This window comes from Ulvibacterium sp., from assembly GCF_965228935.1.
In the GTDB taxonomy this organism is placed as follows: domain Bacteria; phylum Bacteroidota; class Bacteroidia; order Flavobacteriales; family Flavobacteriaceae; genus Ulvibacterium.
Map to the genome: position 1 here is coordinate 5780852 of NZ_OZ245846.1, position 15097 is coordinate 5795948.

The window sequence follows — 15097 nt, forward strand, 5'->3', positions numbered from 1 at the left end:
TTCAATGATTTGTAAAATAGGTACATTCGTCTGAGTCATTTTTTGTAAAAATAAACGAATAAAATCGCTTTGGGCAACACATCAAAAACAAAAAAGGTAACCCCCTTGATGAAGCAATACAACACCATCAAGACAAAATATCCCGATGCCTTATTGTTGTTCCGTGTCGGTGATTTTTACGAAACCTTTGGCGAGGATGCCGTAAAGGCCTCCAAAATTTTGGGCATCATCCTTACCCACCGCAATAATGGGGGCGATCGTACGGAACTTGCCGGTTTTCCCCATCACTCCCTGAATACTTATCTTCCCAAATTGGTAAAGGCAGGGCAGCGCGTTGCCATTTGTGATCAATTGGAAGATCCAAAAATGACAAAGACCATAGTAAAGCGGGGCGTTACCGAATTGGTGACACCTGGGGTAGCTATGAACGATGATATCCTCCATGCCAAAGCGAACAATTTTTTATGTGCCGTGCATTTTGGAAACAAGGTATTGGGGATTTCCTTTGTGGACATTTCCACGGGAGAGTTCCTTACGGCCCAGGGGGATGAAGAACAAATCGATAAGTTGTTACAAAATTTCGGGCCCAATGAGGTCTTGGTTTCCAAGGCCCATAAAAAGGAGTTTTCCGAAGTTTTTGGTTCCAATTATCATTCATTTTATATAGAGGATTGGGTATTCCAACACGACTACGCGTTGGAAATGCTCAACTCGCATTTTAAGACGACCACGCTTAAGGGTTTTGGTGTAGACCATCTTACCGAAGGTATTGTGGCGTCCGGTGTAGCGATGCATTATCTCTCCGAGACCCAGCACCGGCGTTTGCAGCACATTACCGCCCTAAGACGTATTGCGGAGGAGGAACATGTTTGGATGGATCGGTTTACCATAAAGAATCTAGAGCTTTATCATTCGGTCAATGAGGGGGCCGTGACCCTTTTGGATATTATGGACAAAACCTTATCCCCCATGGGCGGGCGAATGTTAAAACGTTGGCTGGCGTTACCCTTAAAAACCATTGAAAAAATAAGAAGGCGGCACCAGGTAATTGCACATTTGTCCCGGCACGAGGATATCCTTCAAAAATTACAGCACCATATTCGGCAAATGGGCGATTTGGAACGCCTTATTTCCAAAGTAGCCACGGGCAGGATCAATCCCAAAGAGACGGTACAGCTCAAAAATTCATTGGAATCCGTTATCCCCATACAACAATTGGCCGTACAAAGCGATGACCCTTCCCTACAATCCATCGGAGACCAATTGCATTCCTGCGATATGCTCAGGGCACGGATCAAGAAAATGTTAAATGAAGAGGCCCCGGTAAACGTGCAGAAAGGAAATACCATAGCCCAAGGCTATTCCGAAGAACTGGACGAACTACGGGAACTAGCCTATTCCGGTAAGGAGTACTTGGACAAGATGTTGGAACGGGAAACCGAACGCACCGGTATAACTTCCCTTAAAATAGCCTCCAATAATGTATTCGGCTATTATATCGAAGTACGTAATACCCACAAGGACAAGGTACCCGAAGAATGGATCCGCAAACAGACCTTGGTCAGTGCGGAACGCTATATCACCGAGGAGCTTAAGGAATACGAGGCCAAGATATTGGGGGCCGAGGAACGCATCTTAAGCCTGGAGCAACAATTGTTCTCCCAACTGATCGTTTGGATGCAGGAATATATCGCTCCTGTCCAGAACAATGCCTATCAAATTGCCCAATTGGATTGCCTTTGCGGATTTACGCAATTGGCACGGGAAAACTCCTATGTACAACCTTTGATCAATGATTCCACAGAGATTGAAATCAAAAATGGGAGGCATCCGGTCATTGAAAAACAATTGCCCTTGGGAGAGGCCTATATCGCCAACGATGTACTGTTGAATCGGGAAAATCAACAAATCATTATGATTACCGGGCCCAATATGAGCGGTAAATCGGCTATTTTAAGACAAACCGCATTGATTGTGCTTTTGGCCCAGATAGGCAGTTTTGTACCGGCCGAATCCGCAAAAATAGGAGTCGTGGACAAAATTTTCACCCGGGTGGGTGCTAGTGACAATATCTCCATGGGCGAATCTACCTTTATGGTGGAGATGAACGAAACCGCCTCCATCCTGAACAACCTTTCCGAACGTAGCCTGGTGCTCTTGGACGAAATAGGGCGAGGGACAAGTACCTATGACGGGATTTCCATAGCCTGGGCCATTTCGGAGTATCTGCACGAACACCCCGCAAGGGCCAAGACCCTTTTTGCCACGCATTATCACGAGCTTAATGAAATGGCCGTGACCTTTGAGCGTATTAAAAACTACAATGTTTCCGTAAAGGAACTAAAGGACAAGGTTCTTTTTCTTCGAAAATTGACACCTGGCGGTAGTGAACATAGCTTTGGTATCCATGTGGCAAAAATGGCCGGGATGCCGCAACAGGTTATCCATAAGGCGAATAAAATTCTGAAGAAATTGGAAAAATCGCATTCCAGCGAAGAACTGACCCATAAGCTCCAGACCGTTCAAAACGAAATGCAGCTGAGTTTCTTCAATTTGGACGATCCGCTTTTGGAGGAAATCAAGGAAGAAATTACCCATTTGGATATCAATACCCTTACCCCAGTGGAGGCCCTTATGAAGTTGAACGAAATAAAACGTTTGTTGACCAAGAACAAAAGAGCCAGCTCATAAACCGAAGGGAATATCAGAAAATGGTTTCTTGGAACATGGTGTTTTTGCCCTTATTTTTCTTTGCCTTTTACCAAATTGTATTAAATTTGCACCTGCCTTATGGTAGACAGGTCGGCACAATAGTTTTGTACCACGTTCTTACTGATCTGCGAAAATAGCTTCCCGATATCCCGATAGCTATCGGGAGGGAGTAGAGCGCAAAATTTCTTGGAAGTTTTCGTTCGATTAAGCTATTTTGCCGGATATGCGAAAATAGCTCAGTTGGTAGAGCGCCACCTTGCCAAGGTGGAGGTCGCGGGTTCGAATCCCGTTTTTCGCTCCAAGTTGATCGAAATCGAGCAAGCGTTGACCCGGATACCTGAAGTCGGCGACCTCGGTCGCGGGCCTGCCTGACGGCAGGCAGGTTCGAATCCCGTTTTTCGCTCGACTTCGACTCCGCTCAGTCACCAAGGGTGGAGTTTTTTTTTAATTGAAATAAAACATTAGAATTAAGTCCTGCTCGAGTGGTGGAATTGGTAGACACGTTGGACTTAAAATCCAATGGCCATTATGGCCGTGCGGGTTCAAGTCCCGCCTCGAGTACGAATAGATAAAACCAGTGCGTCTGCACTGGTTTTTCGTTTTGGAAACTTGGCCAAACTTGTTTGCGCCTATGTGGACAAAACAAAAACCAAACCTCTGGTTTTGGTTTTATCTTCACCACGTTTGAACAGGACTCGCCAGAGGCAATTCCCCCCTCGAGTACAACGAGAGAACCCTGACGCTTTGGTCAGGGTTTTTTTATGGAACGTAGTGACATAAAAGCGGGACTTGTGATTTCTGCCGCCGTATGGCGGTACCCGCCTCGAGTACGAATAGATAAAACCAGTGCAGACGCACTGGTTTTTCGTTTTGGGAACTTGGTCAAACTTGTTTGCGCCTATGTGGACAAAACAAAACCTGTGGTCTTGGTTTTATCTTCACCACGTTTGAATGGGATTCGCAAAGGCTTGAAAGGCCGAGCAATTCCCACCCCGAGTATTAGTTTCTCAAACATTTTCCCTCACCCTACTATCCTTGCTCTTTAATTTCTATATTTATGGGATAATCTTTTTCTATGCGACCCATCGTTCAAATATCCCTAGACCTTACCAATATTGATGAAGCCCTGGAGACCGCGGCAATGGCGCTACGCGCCGGTGTGGATTGGTTGGAGGCCGGTACTCCCTTACTTTTGGCAGAGGGTCTACACGGGGTAAGAAAATTAAGGGCCGCCTTTCCGGAGGTTCCCATTGTGGCGGATTTGAAGACCATGGACGGCGGGTACCTAGAAACCGAAATGATGGCCAAAGCCGGTGCTACCCATGTAGTCGTCATGGCCCGTGCCCATGAAGAGACCATTAAGGTAGTGGTACAGGCCGGGAAGGATTTTAATGTTAAGGTCATGGGCGACAATTTGGGTTGCCCGGATATGGTAGAGGGAGCCAAAAAACTGGAAGCGTTGGGTTGCGATTATATCATTCACCATATAGGCTATGATGAAAGAAGGGGTATAGCCGCAGCGGGACTGCCCATGCCAAGTCCCTTGGATGAATTACAAAAAGTAGTCACTGCGGTAAATGTCCCCGTACAGGCCGTAGGCGGACTTTCCCTGGAACAGGCCATCCAATGCCCGGAATACGGCGCACCCATGGTGGTTTTGGGTGCCCCGCTCACCATAGATGCGGATGCTTTTAAAACCGCAGCGGGCGATCTCGAAAGCTCACTCAGACTCATTTGTGAAAAAATCCATGGATATGGACAACTTTCCGATTAACCAAATTATATATTTATGAAATCTGCCGCTGTTGTTAATTTCGCACCGGAAAAAGGAAGCGTTGAGATACGGGAAATTTCGAAACCTACCATCGGGGAAGATGATGTTTTGCTCAAGGTGTCCCATGTTGGGGTATGTGGTAGCGATCTCCATCAATGGACCGCCGATCATAGTTGGCCCGTAAACTACCCAGTGGTATTGGGCCATGAATTCGGTGGGCATGTTGTTGAATTGGGAAATCGCGTAAAGGATTGGAAGGAAGGAGATCGGGTTGTCAGTGAAACCGCGGCCATAATAAATGCGGATAGTCCTCTCTCCCGCCAAGGGCTTTATAATCTGGATCCGGATAGAAAAGGTTTTGGCTACGGAGTGAACGGCGCCATGACGCAATTTGTGCGGGTACCGGCGAGATGCCTACATACCGTTCCCAAGGATCTTCCCTTTGAGCATGCCTGTTTAACAGAGCCCTGCTCGGTGGCCTACAACGCGGTTATCGTAAATTCGAATATTGGGCCGGGAGATCGCGTTATTGTCCTAGGTCCGGGTACCATAGGTATCCTATGTGCGGCCATGGCCAATTTATGTGGGGCCGAAGTAGCCCTAGTAGGTTTGGAATCTGATACCGAGCGGCTAAAAACCGCACGACACTATAATTGCCATACCATCATTGGAGATGCTTCCGACTGGTCAAAAAAGAAAGATGGATTGGGGGCCGACTGTGTCATCGATGCCGCTGGTGTAAGCCAGACCCTGCAAGTCGCCCTTCAGTTGGTTCGCCCCAATGGTCAGATAACCAAGGTAGGCTGGGGGCCCCAACCACTTAACTTCTCCTTGGATCCCTTGGTTCAAAAAAATGTACGATTGCAAGGAAGTTTTAGCCACAACTGGCCTATCTGGGAGAAAGTACTGTCCTTACTGCAATCGGGTCGTCTTGATGTAAAACCCATTATAGGTGGAATTTGGGGCGTGGAAGAATGGCATACCGCATTTACGGCCATGCATTCAGGACAAGTGATAAAGAGTATTCTGCAACCGAATTAATGAACCATGCGATTAGAAAATAAGGTTATTGTAGTTACCGGAGGCTATACGGGGATCGGCAACGCCATTGTCCGCGCCTGCCTAAGGGAAGGGGCCCGTGTAGTCGCCAACGGATTACGAGAAGAAAAAGCCGAAAAGGTAATCAACGAATTGGGTACCGAGAATTTGGTGGTACATACCCAGGACGTTACCGAGGAAACAGCCCCCGAAAAACTTGTCCAAATCGCCATGGATTCCTTTGGCAAGCTGGATGCCGTGGTCAATAACGCGGCCATCATACAATCCTCCAATATCGCCACTACGGATATGGACTTTCTAAAACGGATGCTGGCGGTCAATACTTTGGCGCCCTTTGCCATCATACAATCGGCCCTACCCTATCTCACGGAGACCAAGGGCTGTGTCTTGAACATTGGTTCCATAAACGCCTGGAGCGGTGAACCCAATTTATTGGCCTACAGTATTTCCAAGGGAGCCCTAATGACCATGAGCCGAAACCTGGGCGATACCTTGTTTCGGGAAAATGGGGTTCGGGTAAATCAGATCAATCCAGGATGGGTATTAACCGAAAATGAATTGGCCAATCAAAAAGCATTGGGAAAGAAGGAGGGTTGGTACAAGGACATTCCAGAACTGTTTGCACCCGCCAAAAAACTGCTTAAGCCGGAGGAGATCGCAGCTGCGGCCATCTTTCTACTTTCCGATGAATGCGGTCCCGTTAGCGCGCAGATCATAGAACTGGAACAATACCCCATGATAGGTAGAAATGTCGCAAAGACCTGGTAGACCTTTGTAATCGATCTTGGACAGTTAGGGACTAGAAGTTTGAAAATAATCAAAAACCATAAATCCGCAATACTTTGCCAAAACTAGCCGTTTTTCCAAAAGCCTTTATGCAGGCGCTTTGTAAGGATGGAACCATGAAGGTTTCCGAATGGATCCAATTGGCCAACAATCTCGATGTTCATGGACTGGAATGGTATGCCGGTTTTTTGGAGATGGAAAATAAGGCCAACTGGCCCCTGTTCCGAAAGCAGGTGGAAGATTGTAAAAAAAGTATCCCTATGCTTTGTTGTTCCCCGGATTTTACGCATCCCGATGCGTCCTTTCGGCAAAAGGAAATCCAAAAGCAACTGAACTGGATAGAAATGACCCATGTATTGGGAGGAAGCTATTGTAGGGTATTGTCCGGTCAACGGCGACCCGATCTAAGCATTGAACAAGGTGTGGATCTAGCTGCGGAATGTATCGAAACTTGTTTGCCCAAAGCTGAAAAATTAGGCGTGACCTTGATCTTGGAGAATCACTATAAGGACGATTTTTGGGAGTACCCTGAATTTGCCCAGCAAATGGATGTGTTCTGTACCCTAGTGGATAAAATAGACCATCCCTACTTTGGTGTAAATTATGACCCAAGCAATACGTATTTGGCCGGAGAGGATCCATTGGAACTGTTGTATCAGGTGTCCGACAGGGTAGTTACGATGCACGCCAGTGATCGTTATCTTATCGAGGGAACCTTGGAAGACCTTAGGAAGGAGGAAAATGATTCCGTAGGGTATGCCAAACGATTGCGCCATGGGGAGATTGGTCAGGGCCTAAATGACTATGATGCCATTTTTACCGAATTGAAACGCGTGGGCTTTGACGGTTGGATCAGTATTGAAGATGGTGTGGACGGTATGGAGCAACTGGAACGTAGTGTGCTGTTCCTTAGAAAAAAAATAAAACAGTATTGGCCGGAATTCAATTAGTGTTCCTATTGAAACGGTTTTGTCAACCGCCCGTTTTCAGAATTGTTATCTAAGGTTATCCAATTTAGAGGTCTACTGTCGCGTCTTCACGATATCATTTGCTTCCCTACTTTCTCCAGAACAACACTCTTTAGTTATAAGGGCTATTCTTCCATCATTTTTTAGAATTCTCCGAAACCCGAATCCACTATTTGGTGGATTATCGCAAATAAAAAATCAAGATTTAATTAAAAAAAATTGAGATTTAGTGTAACTTTTTAAAAATGCTGTGGTCTTTAATTCAAATGACAGAAAATAAAAAGTTCATTTAACATTCTGACTATTAATTATTTACATTCCGGTTGAAGGTAATTTTGAACGAAACAAATGTTAAATAATACATAAAATAGTACCTTTTTATACATAGTACTGTAACAAAAAATATTTTAGGTCGTCTATTAGTCAGAAGTCAATTAAAAAACAACATAGAAAACTATTAAAAACTAAAAATTATGAAAGCATCATTTACAAAAACAGCAACAGAATCAAAATCGGGACAGTACTTCTCCTCTTTCAGCGGTAGCAAAAGAGCACAGTGGGCACAGTACAGAAATTTCAACCGATAATACAGATCAAAAAACAACAACATCAACAACATAAAAAACTAGAAATCATGAAAGCATCATTTACGAAAACGGCAACGGAATCCAAATCGGGACAGTACTTCTCCTCTTTCAGCGGTAGCAAAAGAGCACAGTGGGCACAGTACAGAAATTTCAACCGATAATACAGATCAAAAAACAACAACATCAACAACATAAAAAACTAGAAATCATGAAAGCATCATTTACGAAAACGGCAACGGAATCCAAATCGGGACAGTACTTCTCCTCTTTCAGCGGTAGCAAGAGGGCAAAATGGGCACAGTACAGAAATTTCAATCGTTAATCCCAACAAATATGTGGGGGCACGTCATCACTAAACGAACAATATCATGGAAACATTCATCAATCAATCGGTAACGGAGTCCAGCAGGCTTGCCTTTTTGAGCAATGTTGAGGATAGCAAGCGGATCCGTAGAACACATCAGACCTATTGCCTCCACTAAACGGTCTGTCTAAATACATGACTAATGGGGATACACTTCATCAATGTATCCCTTTTTTTATGCCCGAGATTTAAATTCGGTCCCATCTTCGGACGGGACTTGGAAAAAAATGGATATCTGATCATTTACCATTTCAAATATTTTAAAAAAAGCATCCCTCTTCCCAATTGAACAAAAACTGGCGTAGTCTTTTTGTATCTTCGAATAAAACATTTGGCTATGTCCGACCCCAAGAAACTATCGAAGGCTTTTCTACTATTTGATCAAGCCAACAGTGAAGATCCCAACCAGGAGGAGTATTTGGGTAAAACCTATCCCAAGGAATTGCTCTATGCCATGCGTATGACCGAAAGATTGGGCAGCTATGCCCCTAATGCCCATGAGGCCTTGCAACTTACCGCTCGTTGCCAACATATCCGACGGTGGGAAATACCAAGGGACTCTTATCCCATGGATCGAATCGGTTACTTGAAGTGGCGACAGGAATTGAAAAAGTTCCATGTCCAAAAAGCCTCCGAAATTCTGAAAGAAGTGGGTTATGAAGCGGATATTATTGAAAAGGTTTCCTTTCTGTTGGAAAAGAAACAGCTAAAGAAAAATGAGGATACACAAACCTTGGAAGATGTGATATGTTTGGTGTTTTTGGAGTTTTATCTGGAACCCTTCTCCGAAAAGCACCCTGACGAAAAGAGCTTGGAAATTCTCCAGAAAACCTGGCGCAAAATGTCCGGGAAGGGGCAGCAAGCCGCATTGGACTTGCCGCTATCCAAAAAGGCATATGAACTGGTTGCCAAAGCTATTAAAGAATGAATATAAAAAACAGGTATGGAGGATGAATCAATAAAAGTAGTGTCTTATGGAGCGAAATGAACTCTATCCTATATTCCTAAAGGTGTCCCAATTGAACGTTCTTATTGTGGGCGGAGGCAATGTAGCCTTGGAAAAACTTACCTTTTTATTGAAGTCGAGCCCAAACGCCAAAGTCCAAATGGTCTCCAAAATGTTTCGGGAAGACACCATTGCATTGGCCAGGGAATTTGATGTGGAAATGGTCGAGGCCGCCTATGACGACAGTTACCTGGAAGGTAAACATATGGTCGTGGCCACCACGGACCATGTTTCCGTAAACGAGCTGGTATACCATGACTGTAGAAAGCGGAGTATTTTGGTGAATGTGGCGGATAATCCCCCATTTTGTGATTTTTATATGGGTGGTATCGTTACCAAGGGTAATGTAAAGGTGGCCATCTCCACCAATGGGAAATCGCCTACTACGGCAAAACGCCTACGCCAATTTTTTGAGGATGTTATTCCAGACAATATTGACGATCTTGTTAAAAACCTGAATGAATACCGGAAAACCCTAAAAGGTGATTTTGAGGAAAAAGTGGAGGCGTTAAACGAATTTACGAAGGGGCTGGTCAATAAAAAATAAACCAAAATGATATCAGGGCAATCTTTTATTGGATCTATTGACAAAGACCTAAGTTGCGGCCCTTTGCAAAAGAGGAAATGCCGGGAGAAGATGGAATTCAATACCAATACCTCTACCTAACCCTTGAGTTCGTTTTGATGGTGCTCTCGTAGTGTTCTACATCTCATTTTTCTTCATTTCCTTACCTTTATCCAGCATTCCTTCCTACCCAAGATGAAAAGAAAATACCTTATACTTTTGAGTTTGCTCATTATAATCCCCTTGCTGCTCATCTTGTTATGCAACTTCATCATAGATACATCAGCGGAAGAAAAAACATTTTCAAGTGTAGATAGGATTCCCAAAAACCGGGTAGGATTGGTATTGGGAACCTCGAAAAAACTGGTCGGCGGACAGGAAAACCCGTATTACACCTTTAGGGTCCAGGCTACGGTAAGACTCTTTAAAGCAGGTAAAATCGACTACATTCTTGTGAGTGGGGACAATGCCACAATTTATTACAATGAACCTTCCACTATAAAAAGGGATCTGGTAAAAAAAGGCGTTCCTCAAGAAAAAATATTTTTGGACTATGCGGGTTTCCGGACCTTGGATTCCATGGTGCGGGCCAAAGTGGTTTTTGGATTGGATAGCGTAACGGTAATTTCACAAAAATTCCACAATGAACGGGCCATTTATCTGGCCGAAAAAAAAGGGCTTGCCGCTATCGGTTATAATGCCCGGGACATAGCGGGCCAACAAGGTTTTAAGGTACAGCTTCGGGAATATTTCGCTCGGGTAAAAGTCTTTCTTGATCTTTTGTTCAATACCCAACCCAAATTCTATGGGGAACCTGTAGAGATACAATAATGCATTCCTTGGTTTAGTCCAAAATACCGTATTTTAGACCCTATAACCGCCAAACTATGTCAAAAATCAAAACGCTGATCAGAAACCTTGGGCCGGGTCTCTTGTTTGCCAGTATGGCCATTGGCACTTCGCATTTGGTCCTCTCTACCAAGGCAGGGGCCCAATATGGTTGGATTATGGCCATTCCCATCATATTGGCGAATATATTCAAATATCCTTTTTTTGAGTTTGGCGTTCGCTATACCAATGTCACCAATAAGACCCTAATAGAAGGCTATCTAAATCGTGGTAAGGGGTATCTATGGTTCTACGCCTTTATCACCTTAATAACTACGTTTACCATCTTGGCGGCCCTCTATACGGTGACTGCAGGGCTTTTTATCAATCTTTTCAAAATCTCGGGTATTTCAGTGGGTATGGTCGCCCTGGGACTATTTGCATTTATCAGTTCCCTATTGATCATAGGACGTTATAAATTCCTGGAAGTCTCCTTGAAGTTTGTGGTATCCATTCTATTCGTTGCCTTGATTGTAACCACCGCTCTAGTGGTCTTCAAGGGACAGGTGGCCGAAGTGGAGAATTTTACCCCACCCCCTATTTTTAACGAAATTGGAATTCTGTTCTTGATAAGCCTTATGGGCTGGATGCCTACCACCGTGGAGGCTTCCAGTTGGGTAAGTCTATGGAGCATTGAAAAATGGAAGGGGCAGAAAGAAAAACCGCCTTTAAAGGAATCCTTACAAGAATTTAATACCGGTTATCTTATGACGGCACTTTTGGCCCTCTTTTTTTTGATTATCGGTTGGATGACCCTTTATGGAACAAATACGGAACTCAGTGGAAATGCAACGACATTTGCCGATCAAGTGGTACAATTATTCACCACCCACATTGGGCCTTGGGCCTACATTTTTATAGCGATATCGGCTTTTGCGACCATGTTCAGTACTTGTATGACCGCACATGATGCGGTTACACGGGTAGCCCTGGACATTATTGATCTATTGAATCCAAAAGTTCAATTGACCGGAAAGAAGGGTTATTTCGCACTGGGAGTACTTGTACTGGCCGCAGTTAATTTTGTGGTAATCGCCACTTTTAGTGCCAATATGGGAAAGCTTGTTGCCCTAGCGACTTTTGTGTCATTCGTGGTAGCTCCTATTATTGGCTATATGAATCTGAAAAATGTAATGAGCGAAGAAATTCCACAGATTCATCGTCCTAAAAGAAGTCTGCGCATCCTGACCTATTTGGGCATCGTCTTTTTATCCCTTTTTTCCTTGCTCTATTTTTGGATGATCGTTTTTTAATGCTATCCTGTTCTCAAATTGTATTCCAGGAAATGTCTTGAGAAGCTTATTCCAGTTCCGAATAGTTCTCTACCACGATTAATGTACGTAAGTTTTGGTTGTGCAAAAACTCCAAACAATACACTCCATCCGTACAATTATTAAGTATTTTTGCCTCTCCAAACCCTTCGGCCGACAAGATATTTGAGGAAGGTACACCTTCCGCCGAAAGATATTTTTTAACTGCCTCCGCCCGCTGTTGGGAAATTTTTTTGTTGGTATACTCGCTTCCCCGACTATCGGTATAGGATTCTATACGGAGATGCATTTCAGGAAATCTATGTACTACTTGGACAACTTTATCCAACTCCGCTATCATATCCTCGGAGAGGTCGCTCTTTCCTCTGGCGAAAAGGAAATCATTCAACTTAAGAACTGTTTTCCCTTCCTTTTCCTCAACAACTTTTTCCAAGGACAACAATTCAATATCCAAAGGTGCTTTTTGAATTTCCTCGAGCGCACTTTCATCGAATGTGTTAGTAAATCTGGAATACCGCTCCTTACCCACTTCCAATACAATTCCATCGGGCCATGGAAGTTCTATCCGAAATGTTCCTTCTTCATCCGTATACACCTCTTTGATCAAAATTTTGTTTTTATCCAAAATCCTAACAGCTGCCTTTTCGATTCCCTGTCTTTTCCCTAGTTCCCTTATATTTCCATTCAAGACTAAAGTTCTCAGGCCAGGAACTCGGTCAATCTTAAATCCGTAAATGTCATCATTCCCCTTACCTCCTATTCTGTTGGATGAAAAGTATCCGGAATAACCCCCTGCATTATTGTCTTTGATAATAAAACCAAAATCATCCCGGGGTGAGTTGATTCCACTTCCCAAATTAACGGGAATACTAAAGGTACCGTCAGGCTGCAAATTGGTCTTATAAATATCCATACCGCCTAGTCCATAAAAAATATCGGAGGAAAAATACAGGCTCCCATCAAAAATATAAGGCGCTATTTCATTTCCGGCAGTATTTACACGGGGGCCCAAATTAAAGGGTTCGGACATAATCTGTCCATTACTGGTATTTACGTAATAAATGTCCGTGCCCCCATAGCTATCCTCAAAATTGGCAGCAAAGTAAATCCTATCGGTGGATTCCTCAAAAAACGGATAGTAAAAGGAGGTACTTAAATCCTTTAGGATAAACCTAAAAAGGCCATTCGAATATAGGACACCCATGGCCAAGGAATTTTTACCATTCCTGTCAAAGGCAAGTCGCCCATCTTCCGTATTGGAAAGGATATAAAAAATCCTGTCCAAACCTTCGGCATAAAAGGGTGTCGATTTGTGATATTTGGACGTCGGTATTATGGTAAATGGATTGGAATTAAGTACGTTCCCATCCGATCCGATCCGGGCCACATAAATATCCAAATAGGCATCTCCCGAAGGTTCATATATTTTTTTTGATTTTTGAATACGCGAGCTACTGAAAAGCAGCCTATCCTTATAAAAAGTAGGTGAAAAATCCGCCTGGGGGCTATTGGCATCGATATTGAAAATTTGAAAGTCCCTATCGGCATTGGATTCAGAATTCAGCAATTGGGAATTGAAATCGACATTTTCCAATAATTGGCCGGGTAACATATCCTTTTTTGTCTCCAGAAAGGCCTGTATCCTATCCTTTTCCAAGTTCTTGGCCATACTTTGTAGCATCTTATTGAATTGATGCACGGACATAATCGTATCCTTGGTATTGACCTGAAGATAAATTTTGGAAGCATTCCGATAATCCCCAGTATGGAAATAGGAATCGGCAAGATTCAAGAACTGATGATTGGTCATCAATTTTCCGTCCCGCATCTGCTTTTGATATTCCGCGATGGCATCCGCGTAGGAATAACCATAGAACAGTTTATCCGCCTTGGACATTTTCTTTTCCTGTGCCAAGCAAACAATCGATACTACCCAGAATGCTAAAAATAAAACCCTTATTTTCACACGTTTAAATCTTTATAATTATTTGATTTCATGTTAATTATAAAATTGAGAACGTATGCAACCGCTACGCTCTCGCATTAAAAATTTTAACATTACCTTTTGTGAAAAAATGTCTAAAATTTATTAATGCTCGTTTCATTAGGAATATCATTTAAAAGAACCTTGGTGTGTCAATTTGCTTTGGTTGATCCTTATTATCAGGTTTCTCATCTTTTGAACGCCCTTTACCTTTACCTAAATAAAACTTAAGAATAATTTCATGGGAACCATTATTGAACTCCCCAAGTAAATTGGTGTTATAGTCATAGGAATAGCCAATAAACGTACTACTGGAAACCTGAAAACCGGCCAACCCGCTAATCGCATTGTCCACACGGTAGGAAGCGCCTGCCGTGAATCTTTCGTTGATTAGAAAATTTGCGGAAATGTTCGTGTTCAAAGGTGCCCCGCTGACGTAATTCAACAAAAAAGCGGGTTTGAATTTTAAGGTTTCCGACAAGTCGAATACATATCCCCCGATGATATTGAGATGTAGATCATCCTCCACAATAGCAGCTACGTCCTCGTCGTAAATCCCATCGGTTAGAAAGTTGGGTACGGAGAGTCCAAAATACCAAACATCATCGCTGTATAAAAATAACCCTGCTCCAATGGTGGGATAAAAATTGTTAAGGGGGCTACGATTCAATATCGGTTCTCCCGGATTCTCAAAAGTTCCCTTGGAGAAATCAACATCGAGAAAACCTCCTCCGACATCCATCCCAAAGGATAGCATGGTGTTATAGGTTACGTTAAATTGGTACGAATAGGACAAATCCACATAAGTCTGGGTTACGGGCCCCAACTGATCGTTCACTACATTAAATCCTAGACCGTGCTTTTTATTCTCAAATGGGAAATTGACACCAAAACGAATGGTCCTTGGCGACCCCGGAATATCCAGCCATTGTGCACGATACAAACCAATGATCTCCGGATTCTCCACACTGCCCACATAGGCCGGATTAAAACTACCGATATTGTACATGTACTGTGTGTATTGGGGTTCCCTTTGGGCCTGGCCCTTGTACGTACTGCATAGGGCGGTAAGTACAAGGAAAAAACAAATGTATTTGTAAAGCGATTTACCTATATTATATGCCATAGATATA

At 43.5% G+C, this 15097-nt stretch carries 11 protein-coding genes and 2 tRNA genes; 11 read left to right on the plus strand and 2 right to left on the minus strand.

The features are described 5' to 3' along the window. Window positions 1-108: 108 nt before the first annotated feature. From mutS to ACO06Y_RS24565, 11 genes are all read left to right on the plus strand, one after another. The gene (mutS, locus tag ACO06Y_RS24515; protein ID WP_422081701.1) at window positions 109-2691 is read left to right on the plus strand and encodes a DNA mismatch repair protein MutS; all 2583 of its coding nucleotides are present in this window, start codon (window positions 109-111) and stop codon (window positions 2689-2691) included. Between the two features lie 246 nt (window positions 2692-2937). Then, window positions 2938-3013, plus strand: a tRNA-Gly gene (locus ACO06Y_RS24520). A gap of 175 nt (window positions 3014-3188) precedes the next feature. After that, window positions 3189-3273, plus strand: a tRNA-Leu gene (locus tag ACO06Y_RS24525). A 514-nt stretch (window positions 3274-3787) separates the two neighbouring features. Beyond that, window positions 3788-4486: an orotidine 5'-phosphate decarboxylase / HUMPS family protein gene (locus ACO06Y_RS24530; protein WP_422081702.1), complete on the plus strand. Its 699-nt coding sequence runs from the start codon at window positions 3788-3790 to the stop codon at window positions 4484-4486. Window positions 4487-4501: 15 nt separating this feature from the next. Continuing rightward, window positions 4502-5527, plus strand: a complete 1026-nt coding sequence (locus tag ACO06Y_RS24535; RefSeq protein ID WP_422081703.1) for a zinc-binding dehydrogenase — start codon at window positions 4502-4504, stop codon at window positions 5525-5527. Window positions 5528-5533: 6 nt separating this feature from the next. Further along, window positions 5534-6313: an SDR family NAD(P)-dependent oxidoreductase gene (locus tag ACO06Y_RS24540; protein WP_422081704.1), complete on the plus strand. Its 780-nt coding sequence runs from the start codon at window positions 5534-5536 to the stop codon at window positions 6311-6313. A 74-nt stretch (window positions 6314-6387) separates the two neighbouring features. Then, a complete protein-coding gene (locus ACO06Y_RS24545) occupies window positions 6388-7281 on the plus strand; it encodes a sugar phosphate isomerase/epimerase family protein (RefSeq protein ID WP_422081705.1) in 894 nt (297 codons plus the stop codon). Between the two features lie 1306 nt (window positions 7282-8587). Further along, window positions 8588-9178, plus strand: a complete 591-nt coding sequence (locus ACO06Y_RS24550; RefSeq protein ID WP_422081706.1) for a DUF4202 domain-containing protein — start codon at window positions 8588-8590, stop codon at window positions 9176-9178. A gap of 46 nt (window positions 9179-9224) precedes the next feature. Next, window positions 9225-9803, plus strand: a complete 579-nt coding sequence (locus ACO06Y_RS24555) for a precorrin-2 dehydrogenase/sirohydrochlorin ferrochelatase family protein (RefSeq protein ID WP_422081707.1) — start codon at window positions 9225-9227, stop codon at window positions 9801-9803. Window positions 9804-10016: 213 nt separating this feature from the next. Continuing rightward, window positions 10017-10652, plus strand: a complete 636-nt coding sequence (locus ACO06Y_RS24560) for a SanA/YdcF family protein (protein WP_422081708.1) — start codon at window positions 10017-10019, stop codon at window positions 10650-10652. 56 nt (window positions 10653-10708) lie between these two features. Next, window positions 10709-11962, plus strand: a complete 1254-nt coding sequence (locus ACO06Y_RS24565) for an NRAMP family divalent metal transporter (protein ID WP_422081709.1) — start codon at window positions 10709-10711, stop codon at window positions 11960-11962. A 46-nt stretch (window positions 11963-12008) separates the two neighbouring features. Here ACO06Y_RS24565 and ACO06Y_RS24570 read toward each other — a convergent pair whose 3' ends face one another. Both ACO06Y_RS24570 and ACO06Y_RS24575 read right to left on the minus strand, forming a co-directional pair. Further along, a complete protein-coding gene (locus tag ACO06Y_RS24570) occupies window positions 12009-13946 on the minus strand; it encodes an OmpA family protein (protein ID WP_422081710.1) in 1938 nt (645 codons plus the stop codon). 151 nt (window positions 13947-14097) lie between these two features. Then, the gene (locus ACO06Y_RS24575) at window positions 14098-15090 is read right to left on the minus strand and encodes a type IX secretion system membrane protein PorP/SprF (protein ID WP_422081711.1); all 993 of its coding nucleotides are present in this window, start codon (window positions 15088-15090) and stop codon (window positions 14098-14100) included. Window positions 15091-15097 lie beyond the last annotated feature (7 nt).

Excerpts from the sequence above, each read along its gene's own strand:
- ACO06Y_RS24530 (WP_422081702.1), top strand. The coding sequence starts at position 3,788 with ATGCGACCCATCGTTCAAATATCCCTAGACCTTACCAATATTGATGAA.
- mutS (WP_422081701.1), top strand. The coding sequence starts at position 109 with ATGAAGCAATACAACACCATCAAGACAAAATATCCCGATGCCTTATTG.
- ACO06Y_RS24535 (WP_422081703.1), top strand. The coding sequence starts at position 4,502 with ATGAAATCTGCCGCTGTTGTTAATTTCGCACCGGAAAAAGGAAGCGTT.
- ACO06Y_RS24565 (WP_422081709.1), top strand. The coding sequence starts at position 10,709 with ATGTCAAAAATCAAAACGCTGATCAGAAACCTTGGGCCGGGTCTCTTG.
- ACO06Y_RS24575 (WP_422081711.1), bottom strand. The coding sequence starts at position 15,090 with ATGGCATATAATATAGGTAAATCGCTTTACAAATACATTTGTTTTTTC.
- ACO06Y_RS24550 (WP_422081706.1), top strand. The coding sequence starts at position 8,588 with ATGTCCGACCCCAAGAAACTATCGAAGGCTTTTCTACTATTTGATCAA.
- ACO06Y_RS24555 (WP_422081707.1), top strand. The coding sequence starts at position 9,225 with ATGGAGCGAAATGAACTCTATCCTATATTCCTAAAGGTGTCCCAATTG.
- ACO06Y_RS24540 (WP_422081704.1), top strand. The coding sequence starts at position 5,534 with ATGCGATTAGAAAATAAGGTTATTGTAGTTACCGGAGGCTATACGGGG.
- ACO06Y_RS24560 (WP_422081708.1), top strand. The coding sequence starts at position 10,017 with ATGAAAAGAAAATACCTTATACTTTTGAGTTTGCTCATTATAATCCCC.